Annotated in this window: 11 protein-coding genes and 4 pseudogenes; 6 read left to right on the top strand and 9 right to left on the bottom strand. The window is 64.2% G+C overall.

The features are described from left to right. Nucleotides 1-659: 659 nt before the first annotated feature. Nucleotides 660-1,214 (bottom strand): VOC family protein, encoded by a 555-nt coding sequence (locus tag OG310_RS37455; RefSeq protein ID WP_329460680.1) that lies wholly within the window; start codon nt 1,212-1,214, stop codon nt 660-662. A gap of 840 nt (nt 1,215-2,054) precedes the next feature. On the opposite strand from OG310_RS37455, the gene OG310_RS37450 reads away from it, so the two are divergent. The 3 genes from OG310_RS37450 (at nt 2,055) to OG310_RS37440 (ending at nt 7,093) form a co-directional block, all read left to right on the top strand. Then, nucleotides 2,055-2,871, top strand: a protein-coding gene (locus OG310_RS37450) for an IS5 family transposase (protein ID WP_329460679.1) whose coding sequence is annotated in 2 segments (ribosomal slippage) — nt 2,055-2,396 and nt 2,398-2,871 — 816 coding nt in all. Because the reading frame shifts where the segments join, the coding sequence is not laid out codon by codon here. Nucleotides 2,872-4,847: 1,976 nt separating this feature from the next. Continuing rightward, nucleotides 4,848-5,927, top strand: a complete 1,080-nt coding sequence (locus OG310_RS37445; protein WP_329460678.1) for a ParA family protein — start codon at nt 4,848-4,850, stop codon at nt 5,925-5,927. A gap of 734 nt (nt 5,928-6,661) precedes the next feature. Beyond that, nucleotides 6,662-7,093: a hypothetical protein gene (locus OG310_RS37440; RefSeq protein ID WP_329460677.1), complete on the top strand. Its 432-nt coding sequence runs from the start codon at nt 6,662-6,664 to the stop codon at nt 7,091-7,093. A gap of 189 nt (nt 7,094-7,282) precedes the next feature. On the opposite strand, the pseudogene OG310_RS37435 reads toward OG310_RS37440, so the two are convergent. Further along, nucleotides 7,283-8,091: pseudogene (locus OG310_RS37435) on the bottom strand (IS5 family transposase). 896 nt (nt 8,092-8,987) lie between these two features. Between OG310_RS37435 and OG310_RS37430 the strand changes: the two are divergent. Beyond that, nucleotides 8,988-10,301, top strand: a pseudogene (locus OG310_RS37430) (transposase); the annotation flags it as partial. Between the two features lie 191 nt (nt 10,302-10,492). Here the strand turns inward: OG310_RS37430 and OG310_RS37425 are convergent. Both OG310_RS37425 and OG310_RS38770 read right to left on the bottom strand, forming a co-directional pair. Further along, nucleotides 10,493-10,828 carry a hypothetical protein gene (locus tag OG310_RS37425; protein WP_329460676.1) on the bottom strand — a complete coding sequence of 112 codons (336 nt, stop codon included), beginning with the start codon at nt 10,826-10,828 and terminating at the stop codon, nt 10,493-10,495. Nucleotides 10,829-10,861: 33 nt separating this feature from the next. Next, a complete protein-coding gene (locus OG310_RS38770; protein WP_443078947.1) occupies nt 10,862-11,188 on the bottom strand; it encodes a maleylpyruvate isomerase N-terminal domain-containing protein in 327 nt (108 codons plus the stop codon). Nucleotides 11,189-11,398: 210 nt separating this feature from the next. Between OG310_RS38770 and OG310_RS37420 the strand changes: the two are divergent. After that, nucleotides 11,399-12,617: pseudogene (locus OG310_RS37420) on the top strand (IS701 family transposase); the annotation flags it as partial. A gap of 132 nt (nt 12,618-12,749) precedes the next feature. On the opposite strand, the gene OG310_RS37415 reads toward OG310_RS37420, so the two are convergent. Beyond that, nucleotides 12,750-13,562: a hypothetical protein gene (locus OG310_RS37415; RefSeq protein ID WP_329460675.1), complete on the bottom strand. Its 813-nt coding sequence runs from the start codon at nt 13,560-13,562 to the stop codon at nt 12,750-12,752. A 10-nt stretch (nt 13,563-13,572) separates the two neighbouring features. After that, on the bottom strand, nt 13,573-14,094 hold the full coding sequence (locus OG310_RS37410; protein WP_329460674.1) for an RNA polymerase sigma factor: 522 nt from the start codon (nt 14,092-14,094) through the stop codon (nt 13,573-13,575). Between the two features lie 269 nt (nt 14,095-14,363). Here OG310_RS37410 and OG310_RS38765 point away from each other — a divergent pair. Beyond that, a pseudogene (locus OG310_RS38765) lies at nt 14,364-15,309 on the top strand (transposase); the annotation flags it as partial. Nucleotides 15,310-17,141: 1,832 nt separating this feature from the next. Here OG310_RS38765 and OG310_RS37400 read toward each other — a convergent pair. From OG310_RS37400 to OG310_RS37390, 3 genes are read right to left on the bottom strand one after another with little or no spacing between them, the layout of a single operon-like run. Further along, on the bottom strand, nt 17,142-17,543 hold the full coding sequence (locus OG310_RS37400) for a DUF6009 family protein (RefSeq protein ID WP_329460673.1): 402 nt from the start codon (nt 17,541-17,543) through the stop codon (nt 17,142-17,144). Then, nucleotides 17,540-19,060 (bottom strand): DNA primase family protein, encoded by a 1,521-nt coding sequence (locus OG310_RS37395; RefSeq protein ID WP_329460672.1) that lies wholly within the window; start codon nt 19,058-19,060, stop codon nt 17,540-17,542. Before OG310_RS37395 ends, OG310_RS37400 begins: the two co-directional genes overlap by 4 nt. Next, nucleotides 19,057-20,151 carry a bifunctional DNA primase/polymerase gene (locus tag OG310_RS37390; protein WP_329460816.1) on the bottom strand — a complete coding sequence of 365 codons (1,095 nt, stop codon included), beginning with the start codon at nt 20,149-20,151 and terminating at the stop codon, nt 19,057-19,059. Before OG310_RS37390 ends, OG310_RS37395 begins: the two co-directional genes overlap by 4 nt. Nucleotides 20,152-20,983: the final 832 nt, after the last annotated feature.

Raw genomic sequence — 20,983 nt, 5'->3', positions numbered from 1 at the left:
AGGGCTGCTGGCGCCGTCACACCGTTCATGCCCTTACTGGCGGAGATCGCTTCAATTCCGGGCCCCGTGGGGGCCCCGCCGACGGCCTGGCATGTCCCCCGTTGGCTGCGCCTACGACAGGTACCACCGCGGTCCGAGCTCAAGGCATCAATCCGGTCGCTGCCATCGCGGAGTCCCGCACGGTTCTGGCCTCGGTTTTCTGCGCTGAGTAATCGAGCAGATGATCGCCTGCTTCCACAGCTTCAGTATCTGAAGTATTCGATGGGAGCGGAAGGCCGACCTCTACAAGGCCTTCCTGAGCCTCGCGAGCTGCTTCACCACGCCCAGCCCAACGCCTTGGCTAGGACCGTTCAGGGCATGCAGCCATCGGCGCCCGCGAGGAGGCTCGCTCCCCCATGCTTCACGGCTGCGTTCTTATGACTCCGGTGCTCTGCCAGTTCCTTCGTTGGCGTTCGCTTTCGAGCCAGCCAAACGTGAACACCCTGACGACACCGTAGCGTGCTTGCCTCGCCAGACGGCGGCACTCGCATCAGCCCACCGAGGGCGGCGTAGTCGCGAGGCGTCGCCATTGAGGAGTTCACAATGGTCGCCCCGTTGAAGGGGCTGCTGCCAGCTTGCAATGCGTGGCCCCCCTCGCCACACCTCAGGGAACAGCGGGGTCAGAGGCTGAACTCCCTCAAGAGCTGTTCCCCATCCCAGTCGTATGCCACTGCACGGACACGCCCGAAGAATGATGTAAATCGAACGTTGTCCTGCTGCACCTGAATCCCAAGACCAAAAGTTGAGCGGCCGTCGTGGATGGCCATGTCCACCCCTGCGCCCTTAGCGCGGACAATGCACCGCGCCCCGGCACCTTCCAGTCGCAGCGACTCGGCCTCCACATCGTTGACCACATAGCAGACGTGGTGCGGGCCCTGTCCCCCTAGGCTCCTGTACTGCTCGAACGCGGAGGGGGGATCAAACGCTTCGATCAGCTGCAACTCAACGAAGGATGGCCCGTGTTGTGCGAAGGCACTGACGTGCCGCACCTGCGCGGAGCGGCCACCCACGGTGATCTCCTCGGACGGAACGTGAGGATGCAACAGGAAGGGACCGACACCCAGGATCGTGTGCCACTTGAGTGCCGCGGCAGGAAGGTCTTCCACAAGGTAGGTGAGATGGTGCGGCACCCGCGTACCGGCTCGCACGCCGCCGGGCTGATTTTCACGTCTCATAACCCTCCTTCCTGTGAAGGTCGCGTAGGTGGGGATGGAGCTGGATGGAGCCCCCTAAACCAGTATCGCGAAGGGGTGTGTTTATTGGGTGCACTGCCTATCTACGCCGCTCCTGGACGTATCCGTCTACAGGAAACGCTTTCGATGTCAGATCTGCACGATGGAGCCGCTTCGCTGCCAGGCAGGTTCGGCATGCTAGAACTAGCCCCACCGTGGAGTCCTTGCGCGGGAGTTGGGCACCGCACAGATATTGTCCATCCGCTCACATCGGTTCCGTTCCCAGCCGCCTCGTCGACACAGACAGCGTGCGGGTGATGAAGCAGACACCCTGCCCATGGCCGCTGATATGCAGACGCGCGGCAGGTTTGTGGCCCAGTCCGCTTGCTCTAACAGATGCACGCTGGGGCGGACCATCATGACTCTTGGCCATCGAGCCTGCGGACAACTTGCAAGCCGATGCCACTCGTAGGCGTGTTCGCGACGCGGGCTTGGCGACGTCGTTCAACCACCCGATAGCCGTCCAGATAGCACACTGGGCCCCTTCCCTCGCATCTAAGCGAGCGGGCCTTTTGAACAGGCTCTTACACGGGTGTCAGTTCCGTCCAAAAGGAGCGGGGCAGGCAGTGAGCGCTCCGACGACGTGCTGTAGAGGCCAGGTAGACACTGTGATGCTTGGGTGGGAGTGCATCGTCGGCTGCGGGCCTCGACACCTCTGGCCCAAGGCGATGCCCGCGTTGGCCCCAGTCGCCTCCCATTCGGCTGGGGCCAACGATGTCTGGGCATACCTCAGTGGATTTAAAATACCGTGTCCTACATGGCCGGTTGAGGTAGATCGTTTCTATGGACAGGGCTCGTCGGGACTGGATTGTGCCGGCTGGGTTATGGGAGATAGCGCGGCCGTTGTTGCCCGCGGCGAGGGTGCGGCCGCAGGGCGGCGGGGTCGCGAACATCGATGATGAGGCGGTCTTCGCCGCGATCATCTATGTGCTGGTCAGCTGCTGCGCCTGGCGATCGCTGCCGCCGTGCTTCGGAGCGTCGAAGTCGACCGTGCACCGCCGCTTCGTCATCTGGTCCCGTGCCGGGGTCTGGGGCCGAGTGCACCAGGGAGTCCTCCAACTCCTGGACGAACAAGCCCTGATCGGCCTCTCCCGCGCGGTCTTGGACTCCGCGCATGTACGCGCTAAAAAAAGGGGGCGAACTTGCAGGTCCGGGCCCCGTGGACCGGGGTAAGCACGGTTCCACAATGCATGTCCTGTCGGACGCGAACGGACTGCCCTTACGCGTCGGACTCTCCGCGGCCAACACCCACGACAGCCTTGGGCTGAAGCCGATGCTGTCCCATTTCCACATGGGACACGAATCCCACGCAGCCCGGTCCAAGCCTCAGCGTCTCCATGCCGACAAGGCCTACGACGTCCCCCACCTGCGGCGATGGCTCTGGGGCAAGCACATCGGGGTCCGCATCGCCCGCAAAGGAATCGAGTCCAGCGAGCGATTAGGCCGCCGACGCTGGGTCATCGAACGCACCATGTCCTGGCTCACCGGCTACCGCCGACTCAACCACCGCTACGAACGCCACCCCGGCAACCACCTGGCCTTCCTCGGGCTGGCAGCCGCCCTCTGCTGCTACAAACGCTTCCGAAACTTGACCACGTAGGACACGGTCAAAGGGCCTATGTGGAATTGTGATTCGAGGCATCGGATCCGTAGGAGCTGGCTCATAGATCGCGCCCGGCCTGGTAGCTTTCGAGCTTTTGTCGTAGCGGACGGTGCTGCCTTGCCAGTCCTTGACCTCATGGATGGTGCGTTCGACGTCGGTGCGGAGCTTGTACAGCTACTTGCCCCCAGGTGACAGGCCGTCCGCCGCGTAAGCCGCGGTTCTTGCGATGGACAGCCGGATCCCTCTTCTCGGCTACGGTCAGTTTGAGCCCGCGTCTGCGCAGGTGAAAACGGTTCCCGCGGGACGAGTACGCCTCATCGCCGGCCACCACGTCGGGCCGGGTGCGTGATCGGCTGACCGGGCCGGGAGCGCGGATCTCGTCTAGGACTGGGATGAACTGCCGGCCGTGTCCCCCTTGCCTCGCGACGATCCTGAACGAGACGGGCGGGCACCGCGGCCTGCAGGACAGCCGCCTCCCGATGGCCAACCGCCACGAAACCGCCTCACGTCGGCAGCGCGGAGCCGGGCCCTGCGGCGACTTCTCACACCTTCTTATTCTTCCCGCCCCGGGCCAAGTGCCCGCCTTGTTCCTCGCCAACGCCCCCTCTCCACTGCACCCAGAGCCTCGGAGACCGCATGATCAAATCCGCGTCATCATGATGGCCCGCATCGTGGTCGAGTCCATGCTGACAAGCGACAAGTCCACCCTGCCCCGCTTCGCTGCCTCCGCGATCCCAGTTCGGAAGACCCCAGCATCCCACCACTGCCGAAACCGGCCGCAGATCGTGGGCCAATGCCCGAATCGCTCGGGCGACTCTCGCCGCTCCGAACCGCCACGCGACGCCCCGAAGTACGCCCCCAGATTCGCCGAGTACCGCCTGTACTCATCGGCCGGCACATGGGAGGCCACCGAAAGTGACGGTCGTTTCGGCGGGAGGTGGATGCCTCGTTGCGGCTCCGGCTCCCCGAACCGGTTCATCGAGCTCGATCGCCTTCGAGGTGTAGCACCGCCGGCCAGCGTGAACAGGAGGCCCAGGGGACGGCAGCCGCTTTTGCTGTCAGGACGGATCTAGCAGGCAGCCACGCCCATCCCACTTCCCCGAGGAAGCGTGGCCCTGCCCGGCCCCTTCGAGCATGGGCCGCGTGCCGTTGAGGCCCGCCACGACGTCAAGCCGGCGCCGACCATGGCCTGACCTATCCGGCCGGGCATTGGGGTCGGCCAAGGCCTCCTGCCGGAGTCGTTTGTCGTCCTGTCCATTCCGGCAGGTCGTGCCAGACAGCACGCGCCCTCACCTGAGCAAGATCCCGTTGGCTGAGCGGTCCCCCGACCCCGACCGCCAAGGGCTGCAGATACACGTCCAACCCCGACGGATCACTGGACCAACAGGCTGTCGGCGGCGAGGCAAGCGACCTATCAGAGGGACTCTCAGCTGCCCCCAGGTACGGGCCGCTGGGCTCCGAGTGCCTCGCCCAGGAGGTTTATACGGGCACGGCGATCATCAAGGAAAGCAAACAAAGAGTAAAGCACGCCTCTGACCTGCGAGTTCACAAAATCACATACTTTACTCACTCACTCATCGCGTCGAACGCCCTTCACGCCGACGGGACTGACATTTATTTTTTTGGCAGAGAGGGAGGGGGATGCAGAGTGACATCAGACGACCAGATCATGCGGGTCGGCCGCCGCTTCTCCAAACGCGGGATTGGCGACCACCAGAAACCGCAATGGCGTTGATGGGGTCGTGAGCCGACGAGATCGCTGCTGCGTGACTTCAGCAGCGCAACGGGGCCCGGCGCGGGGGTTCCCAGGGGGTAAGTGCGAACAAGGTCTCGATCGACGCGGTGCGTGACACATCGGTCCAGTCAGGTGTAGCGTTCCATTCGTGGCGCCTCGCGGAGATAACTTCCAATCAGCCCAAAGCCCTCGCTGCCCAACTGACGAATAATCAACCTGCTATCGAAACGAGAAAGCGTTGGAGAAGTACGAGTATAACGATCTCGAAAGCCGACTTAGCACAGTCAAGGGCTTCAGCGACCTGACTCCTCAAGAGGAGCTAGACGCACTCGTCACCCGAATGAGGCCCCACCTGAGGAACGTGATCGGCGTAACGATCGGCAAGGGGGGGGTCGGGAAGACGACACTGGCCGCCAACCTCGCATACACGCTCGCCGAAGAACAAGATCGGCGGAGTTCCGCAGGTAAGTCTCCGCGTCCAATTCTCTACATCGAACTAGACAGCAACGGCAACAGTCGTAACGATTTCGGAATAAGAGGTGGCGAGTTCGACGACAACGGTATTTCCTTCTATGATGCCGTCACAGACGATCGACCGCTCTCAATCGTGAAAAATGTCCGCCCATTCCTGGATGTGGTGCCATCGGGAGCGTCTAACGCCGACATCTCCGGAAGAGTAGACAAGGTTAGCGCCGAACACGGACCGGCCGCCTTTCTACTCTTGGCGCTCCTCCTGGTCCAAATCTCGCACCTCTATCAATGGATCATTATCGACTTCTCCCCCAGCGACAAAAACAACCAGCGTCTAGGCCTCGCGGCATCGACCCATCTCGTGGCCCCCGTGAAGGGGTCGGACGACGGCGTCCTCGAGGGATTGGGGAGCCTGGCCCGTCTCGTGCGGGGAGTTCGCGTTATCAACCCTGAGGTCTCGATCGCGGCCATTGGTTTTCTCGGCTTCAAGAAAGTCAAGGGGGAGCCCACGAGCGAGCTTGTTAATCTCAGGGAGAAGATTGAACTTCTAGTGGCGAATGCACGTCTCGACCCGGAGGTCGTAATTTCAGCCTACGTACGAGAAGCTCCGGTGCTGGCCGCTCTCTGTCGTAACACTGGAATGCCTGCGAAGGAGCTGGCGCTCGCAGCATCCGGCAAGCTGGCCGATCCAAATACGGGCGTTCTTGTTCCGCGCCCGCGGGACGAAAATGACAGGCTTGTAGAGCCACAAAGAGCGACAGACCTAGCGGACGACTACACACACTTCGCAGCGGCGGTCCTACACCAGATCCGCCGTCGCAACAAGCAATTGCGGGGAGAGGCATGAGCGACAGCGCTTCCGCACGTCGACGCAAGAAGAAGGACACACCCAAGCTGCCTCCAATCAGCCTGAGTCTCGACGACGAGGAGGATGAGGACGCAGTACTGCCGCCAACTCCCTTCAGGGCAGCGGAGGTGATCGGAACTCAAAAAATGGCCCCGCCGGACATTGACCCGGCGCCGCCACTCGACGGGGTGCCTCCGCCCGAGTTCAACAGGGCTAACAGGACCACCGCTACGGCAACAGCTGCATCATCCGAAGATTCCGAACCACCGTCAGAGGTGTCGAGGACTCGGACGACGACAACCGGGAGTCCGACCACAACACCGATGGAGCCCCTGCCGGCTCCATCGAAAACAGAAGACAGTACAGATCATTTCCCGACTGCGCCGCCTTCTGACGAAGCAGAGGATGCCGTAGTCACATCAGAGCCCATTGCAGAGCCCACACGGGAGCCCTTCGCCTCATCGCCCCAGCCTTCTCGTGCTGTGGCGACGTGGTCACCCGCCGAATCCACGACGGTCCGTCGCCCCACGCGCCGCGCTCCTGTCCGCCCCTACCGGGCCGGCAGTGCATCGGAACGACGGCAGGACTCTTTCCACGCCCTCGCGAGAACGGCCCCCGCCTACGCCGGACTGCTCAACTCTTACGGGACCGCTCGCCTGCAGTCTGCCTCTCATAGGAACAGGAACGTCCACCTGTACGGGCTCGTTGCAGAACAGCTCGGCAGTCAGATCGCTGTGGACAAAGCGCTGTTCGGAGCCCTCACTCAGCAGGTGCCGAGGTTGACACAGGCCAACTACATCGACGCGGTGTTGGCTGCGAGACTCAAAGGCCTACAACCGTTCGGAACCGATCTAGCCCAAATGGAGGCCGAGAAAGATCTAGTGTGGTCCCTCGCCCAAACTGGCTCCAACTACAGGGAGTACATCCTGGGCGACAGGGATGCGCAGACCCTTCCAGAGCAGCGTCCCGTATGTAAACTCAGTGCCGACGTCAACGCCCGTTTCGACCGCATGATTGACATCATGAAGACGATGCCAGGTCAGCTTCCTGTCAAACCGTTCGAGATCGTCAGTGCCTGCCTGGCCGAATACCTTCAAGGTCTCGACGGCGAACGGCAGTCCGTCACAGCATTTTTCCAAGAACACGTGGTGACAACAGTCCAATGATCCGCCCCCCGGAGCAAGAAAGGCACAGCGCCTTGCCCGGGCTCGGGGTACGCATAAGTAGCGAACCAGGAGTACCTCTGGGATCCCCTGTCGCTGGAGGTCCGTGGCGACGGAAGTCATACGGTTGCGGGCTGCGCCAAGGGTAGGGCTTCAGCCCTAGCGTGGTCCGGCCAGCAGTTAGACGTCGTTTCAGTTGGTCAGTCTGCGGTAGTTGATGAGGCTGGTCGCGATCGCAGTGAAAGCCAGGAAGTGTTCCGGCTTGCGTTCGTAGCGGCGGTGCAGACGCCTGCAGCCGGCGAGTCAGGACATGGTGCGTTCGACGACCCAGCGATGACGGCCCAGCCGGGCGGAGCTTTCCTTGCCGCGACGAGCGATCCGGGGCGTGATGCCGCGTTCACGCAGCCATCGCCGCTGGTGAGCGTAGTCGTAGCCCTTATCGCCGTGCAGCTTGTGCGGTCGTCGCCGCCGCGGCCCACGCGGACTGCGGACGGGAGGTATGCCCTGCACGAGGGGCTGCAGGGCGAGGCTGTCATGAGTGTTCGCCGCGGAAATGGTGACGGAGATCGGCAGGCCCGACCGGTCGACAATCAGGTGGATTTTCGATCCGTTCTTGCCGCGGTCGGTCGGATTCGGTCCCGTCAGCTGCCCCCTTTGAGGGCCCTGACACTGACGGAGTCGATGGCGCAGCGCGACCAGTCCAGCTCCCCACGCGCACCGAGCTCGTCGAGGATGACTCGGTGCAGCCGGGCCCACACACGGGCCTTGGACCACTGGGCGAAGCGCCGGTAGACGGTGGGCCAGGCCGGCCCGAACATCGGCGGCAACTGCCGCCAAGAGCAGCCGGACGTCGCCACGAACACGATCGCCGTCAACACCTCACGATCACCAGCCCGCCTACGCCCACCGCCCTGCGGTCGTATGACCTCCGTCGGAGGCACCACCCGCCGAAATAGCTCCCACAACTGATCCGGCACCAACCGCTCAGCAAGAGTCGCCATGCTCAGCACAACGAACGATCAAGCCAAAGGAAACGACGTCTTAGGCATCACACCGGCCCCGTTTCCGACGGTAGAGCCGCCCCGCTCCATCTTGGCACCGTCGCTATCCTTTGCGTCGCGTACTGAAGCAGGGGCAGCAAGCCACTCACATACCTCCTGAGCTCCAGGGTGGCAGGGTCCGGACCGGGCCGGACCTGTCACCGAGCCGGCTCGTCACCGTTCATACCCCTGCGCCCGTGCTGTCGAGGTCAAGGGCTGCCAAAGTCGATCGCAGCCGCCCCTGCTCTCGTGCCCCGTCCCCCTTGGACTGAGTGCTTTCACCGTCCAGGGAGTCGGCACTCAGGCTTCGCAGCGCCCGCTCCTCTATGATGAGCACGGGCAGGATTCCGACTTCAAGGTCCCATTGCTACGGACCCGAGAGGTTAATGGGGACCGTTATGACTGCCATGCCCCCAGTGGGTACAGATGCCCAGTCATATAACTCTGTCCCTGTCCCACAGCGCGTACTTGATCGATGAGTGGGACCTACCCACCCCGCTTGCCCTTCTCAGCAGTGACGAGCCCTGCTGGATCGGGCTGGGCTACCGGACAGGTCCGATCCCAACGCTCATGTAGTTTGACGTTGACCCTGGTTTCGAACCCCCCTGGCTGCGAGCTTTCAGGGCTTCGTGGAAGGCCTCACCGACCCCAGAACCTACGGTTCATCCAGTGATCCAGCTCGCAGGCAGCGAGGGTTACCCCCAACGTGGCCAACGTCGCTTGATCCGGCACTAGCCTCGGGCTCTCACAAGGTGATCTGGCCGCGGCTTGATCACAAACGCGAAAATCGCCCCCGACCTGGAACGATGGGACTTGTCGAGGGTCCAGATGATGCCGTAGAAAGAAGCCCTTTTCCGGTGAAAAAGCGGACCAGGTCGTACCCGCATGTCCGCGTTGAGAGCACCGGTCGTGGAGTGGTCTCGCGGGCCGATTCCGTGCTGTTGGTGGAGACGGCCCGCAAGACGGGCCTGGATACTGTGATATCAGCGGCTCTGGCACCCTGGTGCAAGCCGCGTGCGGTGCACGATCCCGGCACGATCCTGCCGGATGTGGCGCTCGCGGTCGCCGCCGGCGGCGACCGCCTGGCCGACGTCAGCATGCTGCGGGCCGAGCCGGCCATGTTCGGGCTGCCGGTGGCGTCACCCGCCGGTCTCCCGGCCGATCGGCACGCTCGCAGCGGGCGGGCAACGCCCCCTGGACGCAATCCGCAACGGTCCGTCCCATGTGCGCCAGCACGTATGGGAGTTGGCCGGACACACGGCGCCGGATGCGACCGGCTCTGTGACTGCGGACCCGGACGGCGTCCTGGTGAACGCGCATACCGGCAAGGAAGACACGGCCGCGACCCGGAAGAAGAAGACCTTCAGCCACCACCCGCTGATGGGCTTCGTCGACCATGGGAGGGAGTATCCGGTGAGCCAGCCGCCGCTCCGCTTAGGCCCGGGAACGCGGCAGCAACACCGCCGCCGATCACATCACCACCACCCAACTGGCACTGGCCCAGCTGCCCAAGCCCTATCGGCGCGGGCGCCGGACACTGCACCCACGAGTTCGTCGCCTGGCTCGTGAAACGCGGACGATGGCTGTCGTATTCGGTCGGCAAGACCATCACCGACACAATCCACCAGGCCGTACTCACAGTGCCGCTCGCAGCATGGACGCCTGCTGCCGAGCCCAACAGAGAGGTCCGCGACGGGGCCTGGGTCGCCGAACTCACCGGCGGCGTACTCGACCGCTGCCCGAAGGGCATGCGGCTGAACACCCGAAAGGAACGACCGAACCCGGGGCCCAGCTGAGGATCACCGACGCCGACCGCAAACGGCTCACGTGCTTCGCACCAACACCACCGGCCGGCCGATCGCCGAACTCGAGCTCCGCCACCGCCTGCGGGCACGGGCCGAGGACTGCACCCAGGCCGCCCGCGCGACTGCCCCTGCACCACACACACCGCACCGGATCTAGCTGGAGATCGTCCAAATCGCACTCGACCCGCTGTCCTGGATGCCGCCGCTCGCGCTGACCGGCCAGATCCAGCTCTGGGAGCCCGGCCGACTGCGGCTCTGCCTGTTCAGCTCGGCCGGCCGCCGGCAGATCCTCCGCCCGCCCGCCGCTGGCCCTGAACCCAGGTCATCACCGGTGCCCTCGAATGGCTCGACCAACCTTCCAACCCAGTCTCACCAGTAGCTTTCCCGTCCCTGCGAGCGGAACGCACCTGTCCGGAGCAGTACTCCAGCCGTAGATCGCGATCTTGCTGGCGGGGTGCCGCAGGCCAGGGCGTAGGCGCCCCGCCCCGCAGGGCATTTCTCGGGCTGGAGGTCAGCCCAGGTCTGGCCAGTTCAGGAGGTCCTCCAGGGGGGCGCGGTCACCCTCGCTTCGCAGGTTGTCCAGGGGGGCGGCCGTGCAGGGTGAGCAACAGGTTGCTTGCGGATCCGTGGAGGCCGACATCCGTTTCATGTTGGCCGTCGACGAGGTGTGAGCCCGACGCCGTGAGGTCGACCAGCCATGACTGGCCCTCGGCGGCGTGCAGGCCGATCCGGGTGGGATTGTGCGGCCGGGGGCCGGCGTTGCCGTGGCTGAGGCCGATGAACTCAGCGATGCCGTCGAGTGCGACAACCGTGAGGACGGGCTGGGGAGTTCCGGTGGCCAGCTGGGCGTCGAAGGTGTGGACGGCGGCCTCGTGGACCTGATGGCGCGCCACGGCATTATTCGTTGTCGGGACGTCGGAGTCGCCCTACCATGTCCAGCAGTCCACCGCAGGACCTGCGGCTTGCAGGGCGGCGATCAGTTCCTGGGGGGGCTGCGGCCGAACGGGCCAGTAGGTCGGCTGAGAGCGTGGCACCGGCCGGTGCCACGGTCGGTGGCTTCTCGCTGGGACCGGCCACGACCGCCGCCGCCCAGAACCGGTGACCTGGGTGAGGTGCTCGACGAGGTCGTGGAGCGACCAGTCGAGACAGCTGGGGACGCGGACATCCAGACCGGGGGAGCCTGCGACACTGCTGCGCAGGGCGGGGGAGCGGTCCTGGACCAGCAGGTCTTCGAAGGCAGGTGTCGGGGTCATCCCCGCTTCCTATCACCCGGCACTGACATTGGCCCTTTACCGCTGACCTGCGATTGCTCTAACAGCGGTTCGTGGTAGGCCCGTTGGGGGTCGCTCCGGGGAATGGGTGTGACCACCGTTGATCATCAGTGTGTGAAGACGGAAGATCAGACGGTGGCCGCAGGGCACAGCGTAGATCCTGCCCGCTGACAGGAAGCGTTCGTGGTCCTGATGGGCCGTATCGCGAGACGGTTCGGCCGAGTGGAACCACGGTGCTGGGCACGGGCATTGGTGCTCGGGCTGTTGTCGGACCTGCCGCGCAAGAACTGCTGGACGCTCGCTGAGCAGGCAGGGGACGCGACCCCGTACGACCTGCAGCACCTGCTGTCGAGGGCCAAGTGGGATGCCGACGCGGTACGCGATGACATCCGCGGCTTCGTCGTCGAGCACCTGCACCACGAGGACGCGGTGCTGGTCGTGGACGAGACCGGCGACCTGAAGAAGGGCACGCACACGGGGGGCGGGCAGCGACAATACACCGGCACCGCCGGATGCATCGAGAACAGTCAGGTCGCCGTCTACCTCGCCTGCTCCACCTCGCTCGGACACGCGGCGATCGAACGGGAGTTGTATGTCCCGCGTTCCTGGACCGAGGACACGGCCCGCTGCCGGGATACCGGGACACCCGACTCCGTCGGCTTCACCACGCGAAACCCGCACTCACCGCCCGCATGATCGGCCGGGTACTGGACGCCGGTGTCGCCGCATCCTGGGTGACCGGCGATGAGGTCTACGGAGGCAGCCCGCACCTGCGGACCGAGCGGGAGAAGCGGCAGATCGGCTACGTACTCGCCGTAGCCCGTGACCACCAGATCACCACCCGCGCGGGAAAGGTCCACGCTGATGCCCTGGCCAAGAAGCTACCGAAAGGGCCTGGCAGAAACTCTCCGCCGGCTCCGGAGCCAAGGGACACCGCTTCTACGACTGGGCCCTGGCCGACCTCGCCGACGGCTGGCCGGGCCACCACCAACTGCTCGTCCGCCGCAACCGGCGCACCGGCGAACTCGCCTTCTACCGCTGCTACTCAGCCACCCAGGTGCCGCTGTCCATCCTGGTACGGGTCGCCGGGCGCAGGCGGACAGTTGAGGAGACCTTCCGGTCCGGCAAGGGTCTGGCCGAACCGGACGAATACCAAGTCAGACGCTGGACGTCCTGGCACCGCTGGGTCACCCTCGCAATGCTTGCCCACGCCTTCCTCACCATCGTCCGCGCTGACGGACACACCCGCCACCCGGGGCCGGACGAGCTAATACCGCTTGCTTGCAACGAATCCAGCGCCTGTTCATCGCCCTCGTCGTCCCGCTCGTCCACGACACGGCCCACCGGCTCGACTGGTCCCAGTGGCGACCAGGTACTATCCCAGGCTGGCCACTATCAGCGGCAAGCCGCTCAAGTATGTAGATCGCGATCTACAGCTGGAGTACTAGCTAGGGGGCGTCGCGTTGCACAGTGTGCAATGACCCTACCCATCGCGCATTAGCACGATGGGTAGTTGGCAGCTTGGGTCAAATGGGCCAGGCCGCTACTTCGTCTCAAAAAGTGAGTTGCCTGAAACGGTTCGGGTAGAGCCGTCCTGAAGGGTCAGGACTACCTTGCCACTGACAGCGCCTGAAGGCTTGGCGGCCGGCCACCAGGCCACAAAGCGGCCCTTTTCAATAGTCGCGTTGACCGTCCGACCGGAGTCGTGGAAGGTCACAGACTTGACGTCCGACCCAACGGATCCTTCCATGTAGTTCACACCCGTGCTTCCCTTGCCCCGAGCGCCAGCCGACCCCACCTTGACCGCATCGTCGCTGAGCTTCTTAACCGGGTCGATCACCTCCGCCATGCCATCGCCCTTCTTGCCAGTGATGCAGTACGAAATAGTCGAACCGTCGGTGACGACGACAGAGGTGACTGTGCCGCGCACGTCCAGGTTGCTGTAGGAGACGTCCTTGTTGGCAGGGTCCTTGTCCAATGCTTGGAGGCACCATTTCTCGGCGGCGGTAGCCGAAGGGGCAGTACTCGTCGGGTGAGTCGGAGTGCCTGTCCAGCTCGCGAGCTCGATGGAGGACAGCGGCCCTCCCGAGCCGACGGCCGTCGCACTGGTGGTACCCGACGGGACGGTAGCCACGGTCACAATGGCCGCGGTCGCGGCGACCGCGCCTGCGGCCATCAAAAGCAGCGGACGCCGGCGGCGAGCACGGGAGGTGGGCTGTGGGGCAGAGACAGTTTCGGTCAACACGGTACGCAAGAGATCTTCCTTCTGGCGGGCTTCGAAGCCGGTAAGAGGGCGAGAGGGGGCAGCATCCAGAGCAGTCAGCATCTGGAGTGGATCTTTCTCAGCCTTGTTCACTTCAGTTTCCTTAGTTCGCGGAAGTCAAGATGGGAGCGGGGCAACTGGTTGACCCAAAAGCCTTGGCCAAGCGGCGCTTACAGCGGGAAAGCCGCATCGTGTAAGCGGCACGTGAGCATCCGAGTACGGAAGCCGCAGCCCGATCGGGGAGCCCCTCCCACACATGAAGAGCCAGTACCTCCTGGTCTGCGGCCGAAAGCTGCCGCCAGGCGGAAACAAGGTCCATCCGGTTTTCCGCCGCGATCATCCCGTCGTAACTGTCGTCGCCGCCGACTTCCATGATGCGGACCGCAACAGCCGTTTGACGGTGCTGACCACGATGCGCGTTCAGCATCACCTTGCGTGCAGTACCAAACAGCCAAGGACGGGGCTCCTCCGGAAGCTCCCTCCATCTACGCCATGCAGTAAGGAACGTGTCACTGACGATGTCATCGACGTACATCGGGTGAGCACGTCTGCGGACGAACCGCAAAACATCCTCATAGTGCTCCCGGTACACATCAGTGAACTGCGCTTCGACGTCGCTGGCCATGACTCCCTCTCGCTGCTTCCACCCGTACATGTCCGGCCCCTCGGGGGGTGCAACACCTCGACCTGAAAAAATTTGCAAGCGGGTCGGCCCCTCATATCCCGGTCAGGTGTGCTCCCTGAGGGCTGGACCCCCAGGGAGCACACCGGGCATGATCTCGATCCAACCCCGTCTGGGCCACCCCAGTACCAAAACACGAAACGCTTCTGACCAAAACCACTTCTGACCGGGCACCACGACCCGGGACAGACAGGTTCCGCGGCGGTTGGCTGGTGACTGCGCCGCAGGTGGACGCTCGCCGCGTCAACGAGGCTTGCGGCGAGCGCAAGCGCTTCTCGTCAAGATCCTGGTGCCTCAAGTCGCTCACGGTGAGCGAGGTACTCCCACTGCTCTACCTCCATTGCTTGTCCTCCGGAGAATTCGCGCCGGCGCTGGAGCAGTTCCTCCACTCTGCCGCAGCCGCCGGTGACCCGGCTGAAAAAGCAGTAGGGGACGGCGACGCCATGTCCCAGACATGGGGCTGCAGGTCTGCCGCGGATGTGACACGTGCGACCTCGAACTCGTGGCCGACGACCTCGCGATGGGGCCGTGGCGTGCCTTGACTGAGGTTGTCCCTGCTGCACGGCAGCAAGGGTGCTGGATCGACAGGGCTCGGAATGTCCCGAATGCCCGACCGTGGTCCGCTCATTCCTGCGCGTAAAAAAGCGATGCAGGAGACCCGCAACACCGAGGACCGGGCCACGCCGGGAAGGCGATCGATCCGTTCGCCTGCGCCAACGGCGCGAAGTCCCCGAAGGCCGTCGCGAAGATCGCCGACGACGCTGAGGAGCTGCTGGCGTTCTACGATGCCCGGCGAGCGCCGGATCCACCTGCGGACCACGAACCCGATCGAGTCGACGTCCTCCACCGTTAGGCTCCGGCACCAAGGTCACCGACGGTACAGGGAGCCCAGCCGCCACCCTGACGACCTTGTTCAAGCTCGTCGAGTCCATCCGGGAACGCTGATGTGCGATCACCGGCGCCAACCTCGTCGCTCTGGCCTGGTCCGGCACCCGCTTCGGGAACGGGGTCCTGGCCTCGGGGGAGGAGCAGGCCGCACGGAGATCCACGACATCCTGCAGGGGAAAACGGTCACGTCCGCTTTACGGCCTACCTCGACAAGCTAGAGCACATCGGCGACCCGAAGAAGGTCGACCTGATCAGCTGTGTGCTCATTGATCCGGAACAGACACTGGCCCAATCCGGCGTGCTTCAGCACCTGGACCGCAGATCGGCCAGGCTTTATCCCCGCTCCCACCTACGCCGGGGGAGCGGGGACGATGGCCTTGGCCACGATCGACCACCTCTTCCTCGCTGAGCGACTGCTGGGAGGGGCGCTCTTCCGCGCCACCACGCTCAAGCTGCACTAGCAGCGGGACGACCTGCTCGCGCCATCCAACTGGCTCTAGCTCAAGCTGGCCGACGGGATGAACGCTGAAGTCGTCGAGATCGTCGCTGAGGCCGCCTGCACCAAGCGGATTCGCAACGCTCCTAGGGATGGCCTTGCCCACCGCAGCGCAAGCTCGAATCAGTTCACCCGGGACTCTTGACTATTGCTCCGCGGGGGGCGATGCGCCGTTCGATGACGTTGCGCTCTTGGTATGTGTCCGCACCAAAACCGGGCAGCCTGCATAGGGGGCTACGCCGCAGGCAGTGTTTGGTCTGGTCGGTCGGCTGTGGGATGACCGTGCGGATGCCAGCGTCGGAGAGGGTCTCCGGAGGAGTAGGCGCGATCCGCAAGGAGGAGGGACATCAGCCTGTGGCGGGGGTTACTGAAAGAGGAGCATCTATGTCTAAAAGGTGCAAAATGCAACTGCGGCGGAGCGACTGATTAAGAGAGACTCTAGTTCTTCAGTCTCTCTTACGTTTGCCCAGGTCACAGGGGTGGATGGCATCAGAAAGCGACTGAAGCGACTGAAGCCTGATCTTATGACGCCAACTAGCAATTGCCCTACCTGGACGATATATAGCAGTTCAGTCGCTTCAGTCGCTGTCCTGTGTGGGGCGTGCCCCTGACCTGCAGTAACTCGCCACCATCAGAGGGACTGAACGCACGTCAGCGACTCAACTACTGTCCCTGCCCGGAGCGGCGTGTCCTCCTGCGCGGAGCGTCCCAGTTGTCGGCTCCTGGCGTACGCAGGAGCACCGGGGGATAGGCGCCGGCATCCGCCGGCGGTTGGCGCCCGCCCAGCGCTCCCACGGTGAGGGGGCCGACTCCCCGATGTGTGTCGACTTGTTGCTTGCTTGGGCGCAGTCCCTTTCTTGAGGGACTGCGCCCAAGCAAGCAGATCCCTCAGAGGAAGGCCGCACAGCTTTCGTCTGTGGAAGGTAATGCCGGTAGCGTGCCGGGACGAGCTGTAGACATGGTGTCTCCCCTTGAGGGGAAGCCCCTTCGCGGTCCAGTTCAGAGACGGCGTAGTGGCTCGAGTAGCCGTCGTGCGAGCGTATGGACAGACTTGTCGTGGGCTGTCGCTGCGGAGATAGCGAGGGGGACCGGAAGTTGACCTGTCTCCGGGTGCGGGTCCTCTCCCGCCCTGGCGGCTGCCTCCCCGCAAAGGCTCACGTGCTGACGGGGTTAGGACTGCAGCTTTAAACCAGGGCAGTTCCCCGTGGGCTCCGCCCACGGCGGGATGAGCACGGTGCGGCCGCCCCCGTCGGCTTCGTGGGTACAGGCCGCACCGGCCAGACCTCAGGGCTGTCTCGTAACTCTGGGCGCCGCTTGCCGATGTCCGGTTCGACCTGCTTGGTCAGGATCCGATTCAGGCCGCGATGCGGGGCGCAACCTGACGATCAGGTCTGCTTGTGGTGACCTACCGACCTCTGCCCTGAGTTACGGGACAACGCTTGGACCCTCAGCGCTCATTGCTGCAACAAGCCGGCGGACGTCCTTACGAACACGATCGTCGCCGTGACCCCGCTGTGCCCATCATGGGTCGCCATGTACGGAGCTCCACTGAGACGGTGGAGGTCGTTTCTCCTGGCAGGGCATCCACGGTGGGACCGCCCGAACTCTAGAGAGGCAGCGTTATCCCCAGCTCTTTCATCGCTGTCGAAGGGGGTCCGCCTTCAGAACGCTCAGTTTTGTGCCCCTTTATCGCAGAGCTTACCGTCGTAGGATCGATCGCCTCAGCGGGAGCTCCTGACGAGTACAGGCCCTCCGGTACGCTGTCCCGGTCGTGCGGCAGGAGCCAGAAGACCCTCCTGCGAAATGTGCCCGATGAACGTGATGCCTTCGCTTCGGGCGCAAGGTTGGCGTAGCCAACAAGCCGCCCTGCCCTGTGATAGGCGGGCTTCCCACGGCGTGTGGGAAGGCGGTCCAAGCTCTGGCGTACGTAGTCCAAGAGCGAGATGTCCTCGAGCCAGACTAGCTCGACTTCGTCCTTGATCTCGTCTTCAGTGATCAGAGAGCTCATCTTGCCTCCTCGTCCGTCAGTAGGCCGATCCCTGGGTAATACTTCCGCGAATTGGATACTGTCATGTCTTTGGGGGAGGCCAATCCCAGTAGCTCCCTGGTCCTGGACGCGAAGGCGCGTGAGGACAGCGGTGTAGAGCCCTCCCCGACGCACCAAGACCTGTAGGCGGCGTAGAGGCTGGCCTGTTCGACGCGTCGTGCTGGAGCGAGCGAACAGCACTCGCTGTAGAAGCGTCCGGTGTGGTCCTCCGTTTCCGCGTATGTCGTTGTCGCGATCCGGACCCGCTCAGCCCCTGACAGGTCGCGTGTTCCATTGAGATAGCGACGGGCTCCGATGATGAGCCAGTTCAGGATCCCGGGACCCTCCTCGGTCACCAAAATGTCGGCAAGATTGTCGATCTTCCGGTCGTCTGAGACGACCCGGGTGAAGGGGATCATGCGCATGCGCCGCCAGAAGGCGAAGCCGCCCGTGCCGACTTCCGGTTGGTGGTTCCCCAGCAGCCACAGCTTGTGGGTGGGGGTGAAGCTGAAGAAGTCCTGCCTCATGCGGCGGGCCTTGATCCGATCTCCACCGGTCAGAAGTTTGACCCGTGCTTCATCGAATTTGTCGCCGGGCTTCACCTCTGAGCAGACGATGACCCGGCGGCCGTGAAGCTCGGCGAGATCGGTGGGGTGGCCTTCGAAAGGGCGGGCCATGAGGAAGCCTGGCGGGGCAGCATCCGCGTAGTCTCCGAGCAGCTTGATGAGGACGTCAAGTAGCACGGACTTCCCGTTCTTGCCAGACCCGAAGAGGAACGGAAGTACTTGTGCTCCGACATCTCCAGTGACGGAGTACCCGAGGAGGAGATGGAGGAAGTCGATCATCTCCTCTCCTTCAGTGTCCTCCCCGAAGGTGTCCCGGAGGAATCTTTCCCACCGGGGGGTAGGCATTTCCTCTGCGCCTACGCTGGTGGATCGGGAGTGGAAGTCCTTGTTCGGGTCAGGTGGGTGGACGAGGCCCGTCCGCAGATCGACGATCCCCGCCGGAGTGCAGAGTGCGTAAGGGTCTGCATCCAGGCGTGCCGCATTGAGGACGATGTCCGGAGCGGACTTCGCCTGTGTCAGCATCGCGTTGATGCCTGTGGTGCTGAGGGCGCGTTTGCGATGCCGTCGTAGCTCGTGGGCCGAGTGCATCCCGTGGGGATCAATGGTGGCCATCGCTTCGGCGAGGTCTCCAGCAGCCCAAAGGACAGTGTCGTCCTCGTCTACTTGCCAGCGAGTCTTGTCCCACTTGTACCAGCCCATGCCCGGGACATGACGGTAGTCCCGGCCGTAGAGCTTCACGAAGAGCTTGGCGTTGCCACGATCCGTGAGGGTGTCAGGTACTAGCCCGGCTGCTGTGATTGCTGGGTCGTTCTCTGTTGTTGCAGCGCGGGGGGGCTTCTGCGCCGGCAGCAGGGTCGCGGTTTGCTCTCGAATCTGCGCTGCCACTGCGGCAGGGTCGAACTGGAAGAGGAAGTCTGTATTGTCCTGTGTCACGGCAGGCCTCCCGGTCGGAAGGGCGCCCGCATCCCCGCTGCGAGGCCGCTGCGGATGATACTGCTGGCACGGGCTTCTTGCCCGGGCCGGGCGGAAAGGGCCGTATGCAGGAGCGTGCTGCGGGCTTCGGCTTCTGAGAGGAGTCCTGCCCCCACCAGCCCGCCCGCTGTATAGGCGGCGCGGTTAAGTTTCTCGCTGAACCCCGCGCCTTCTGATTGCGAGCCGCAGAGTGAGACCTCAGCAAGTGTGTTGCCCATAAGGCGCAACGCACCCTTTGACCCCTCGCCGCGGGCAGCAGCGACGGCGAGCTGGGCCCGCGGCGGGAGGCTCGCCTCCCGGGCCGACGGGGCCGTCGGGGAGTGATGGGTACGGTCCAGTTCGTCTGCTAGCCAATTCGGTAGCTCGGCTGGCTTGAGGACGTCGCTCACCGGAACGTAACGTCCCGCGTCCGTCCGCGTTCCGGGGGCAATGATGTAGCCCCCACGGGCTCGTATATCGACCTGCCAGGCAAGCGCGCGCTTCCCGCCCGAACCTGATGATGATTGAAACGGCCGCCCTGGGCGGGCCCGGTACCAGACGTGCAGCCCTCCTGAAGGCGTGCGCACGCGCAGCGTCGCGAGGTCGTCTGCCGGACTGGGCTGGTCGCGCAGCGCAGCTAGCACACCCAGAGTGTGGTAGCCGTTTTCCAGGCCGGAGAGGTCAACCCCCTCGGGAATGGGGATTCCGGGGAGTAGTTGGCTCCGTACTGGGAGTGGCCCGGGGTGGGCGTCGATGTCTACTACGACCAGTCCTGCCGCGCCGCACGCGACACCGATTCCGAAGCGTGGCTCAAGGCGCCACCATCGGTCGATGAGGGCGGGGTCTAGCGTGGCGCTGTGGAAGCCGTGGCACCACCGCCCGGACTCTTTGCAAGTGCACCGAGGTCGTTCGTGGTTGGCCCCGGAGCAGCGGCGGCAGTTCGCGGCAGGTGTTTTGCGTCCTGGAGTGAGCGGATGCACCGGCCACCCCTGGCTGGCGCACCAGTGCGCGACGGACGCAGGATCGGGGACGACTGGGGCCCTTGCTGAGGACGTTGAACTGCTGTAGGGCATCACAGCCTGGTCGACGGGCATAGGGCGCACCCCCTTTGCAGCGACTGAAGCGACCCAATGGCGAACATAGACTAGCGAAGCCTTATTCGAGTGGGACGCCGAGCCGTGGACTGCCGCGCGTGTCGCCGGGGTCGTCCGGTCCACGACGACGATATTGGGGGCGGCCAGCGACTGAAGCGACCGAAGCGACTGAAGCACCCACATAGTCCATCATGCCGTCTCGGCGGGACTCGCCGGCCCAGGCGGACCGAGAGGTGGCACTCAGTCCGCCCGGGTGAACGACCGGTCACCTAAGCCACTGGGGCTGGGGGTCTCCGTCCAAGATGCCCGTCAGCACCTCCACCCTCCCATTCTGGCCTGTTTCTATGCATGATCCATCTACGCCAGATCGGCTTGGCCTCTTCCCCGGCCCCCACCAAAGGAGACGCCAAGCGACCACTGCTCAGTCGTTTGCCTGAACGGGCGATACGAAGCTGCCCTCTGCGTCATGGCACCCTCGCCCGCAGAAGCGTCCTCTGCTCCCGGCGAGATGGCCTTCGCAGGGGCCGCCGCGATGCCTGACGATCCGTGCAGTACGCGCCCGATGGTGGCTACCCGCGCGGTGAGCGGCGGTCCCCAGCTTCTCCATCCCAGCTCGAGGCTCTACGCGGTTCGTGCCGACTTTGTGATGGGCAGGGCGGCTGAACGCCTCCCCGGTGCCGAAGATTCTGCCCAGGCCGTGGCGGAGGATCAGGCTGTGCTTCCTCAAGCCCGGGGCGGGTCGGCTTCGGTGTATCCGTCGGTGGATTGGCCTTCGCGTGCGTGTCCCGAGCCATCTCCGGACGCGGGCGAT

This window comes from Streptomyces sp. NBC_01497 (assembly GCF_036250695.1).
In the GTDB taxonomy this organism is placed as follows: domain Bacteria; phylum Actinomycetota; class Actinomycetes; order Streptomycetales; family Streptomycetaceae; genus Streptomyces.
Note: the sequence above shows the minus strand (reverse complement) of the source record. Positions and strands in the feature narration are given on the sequence as shown.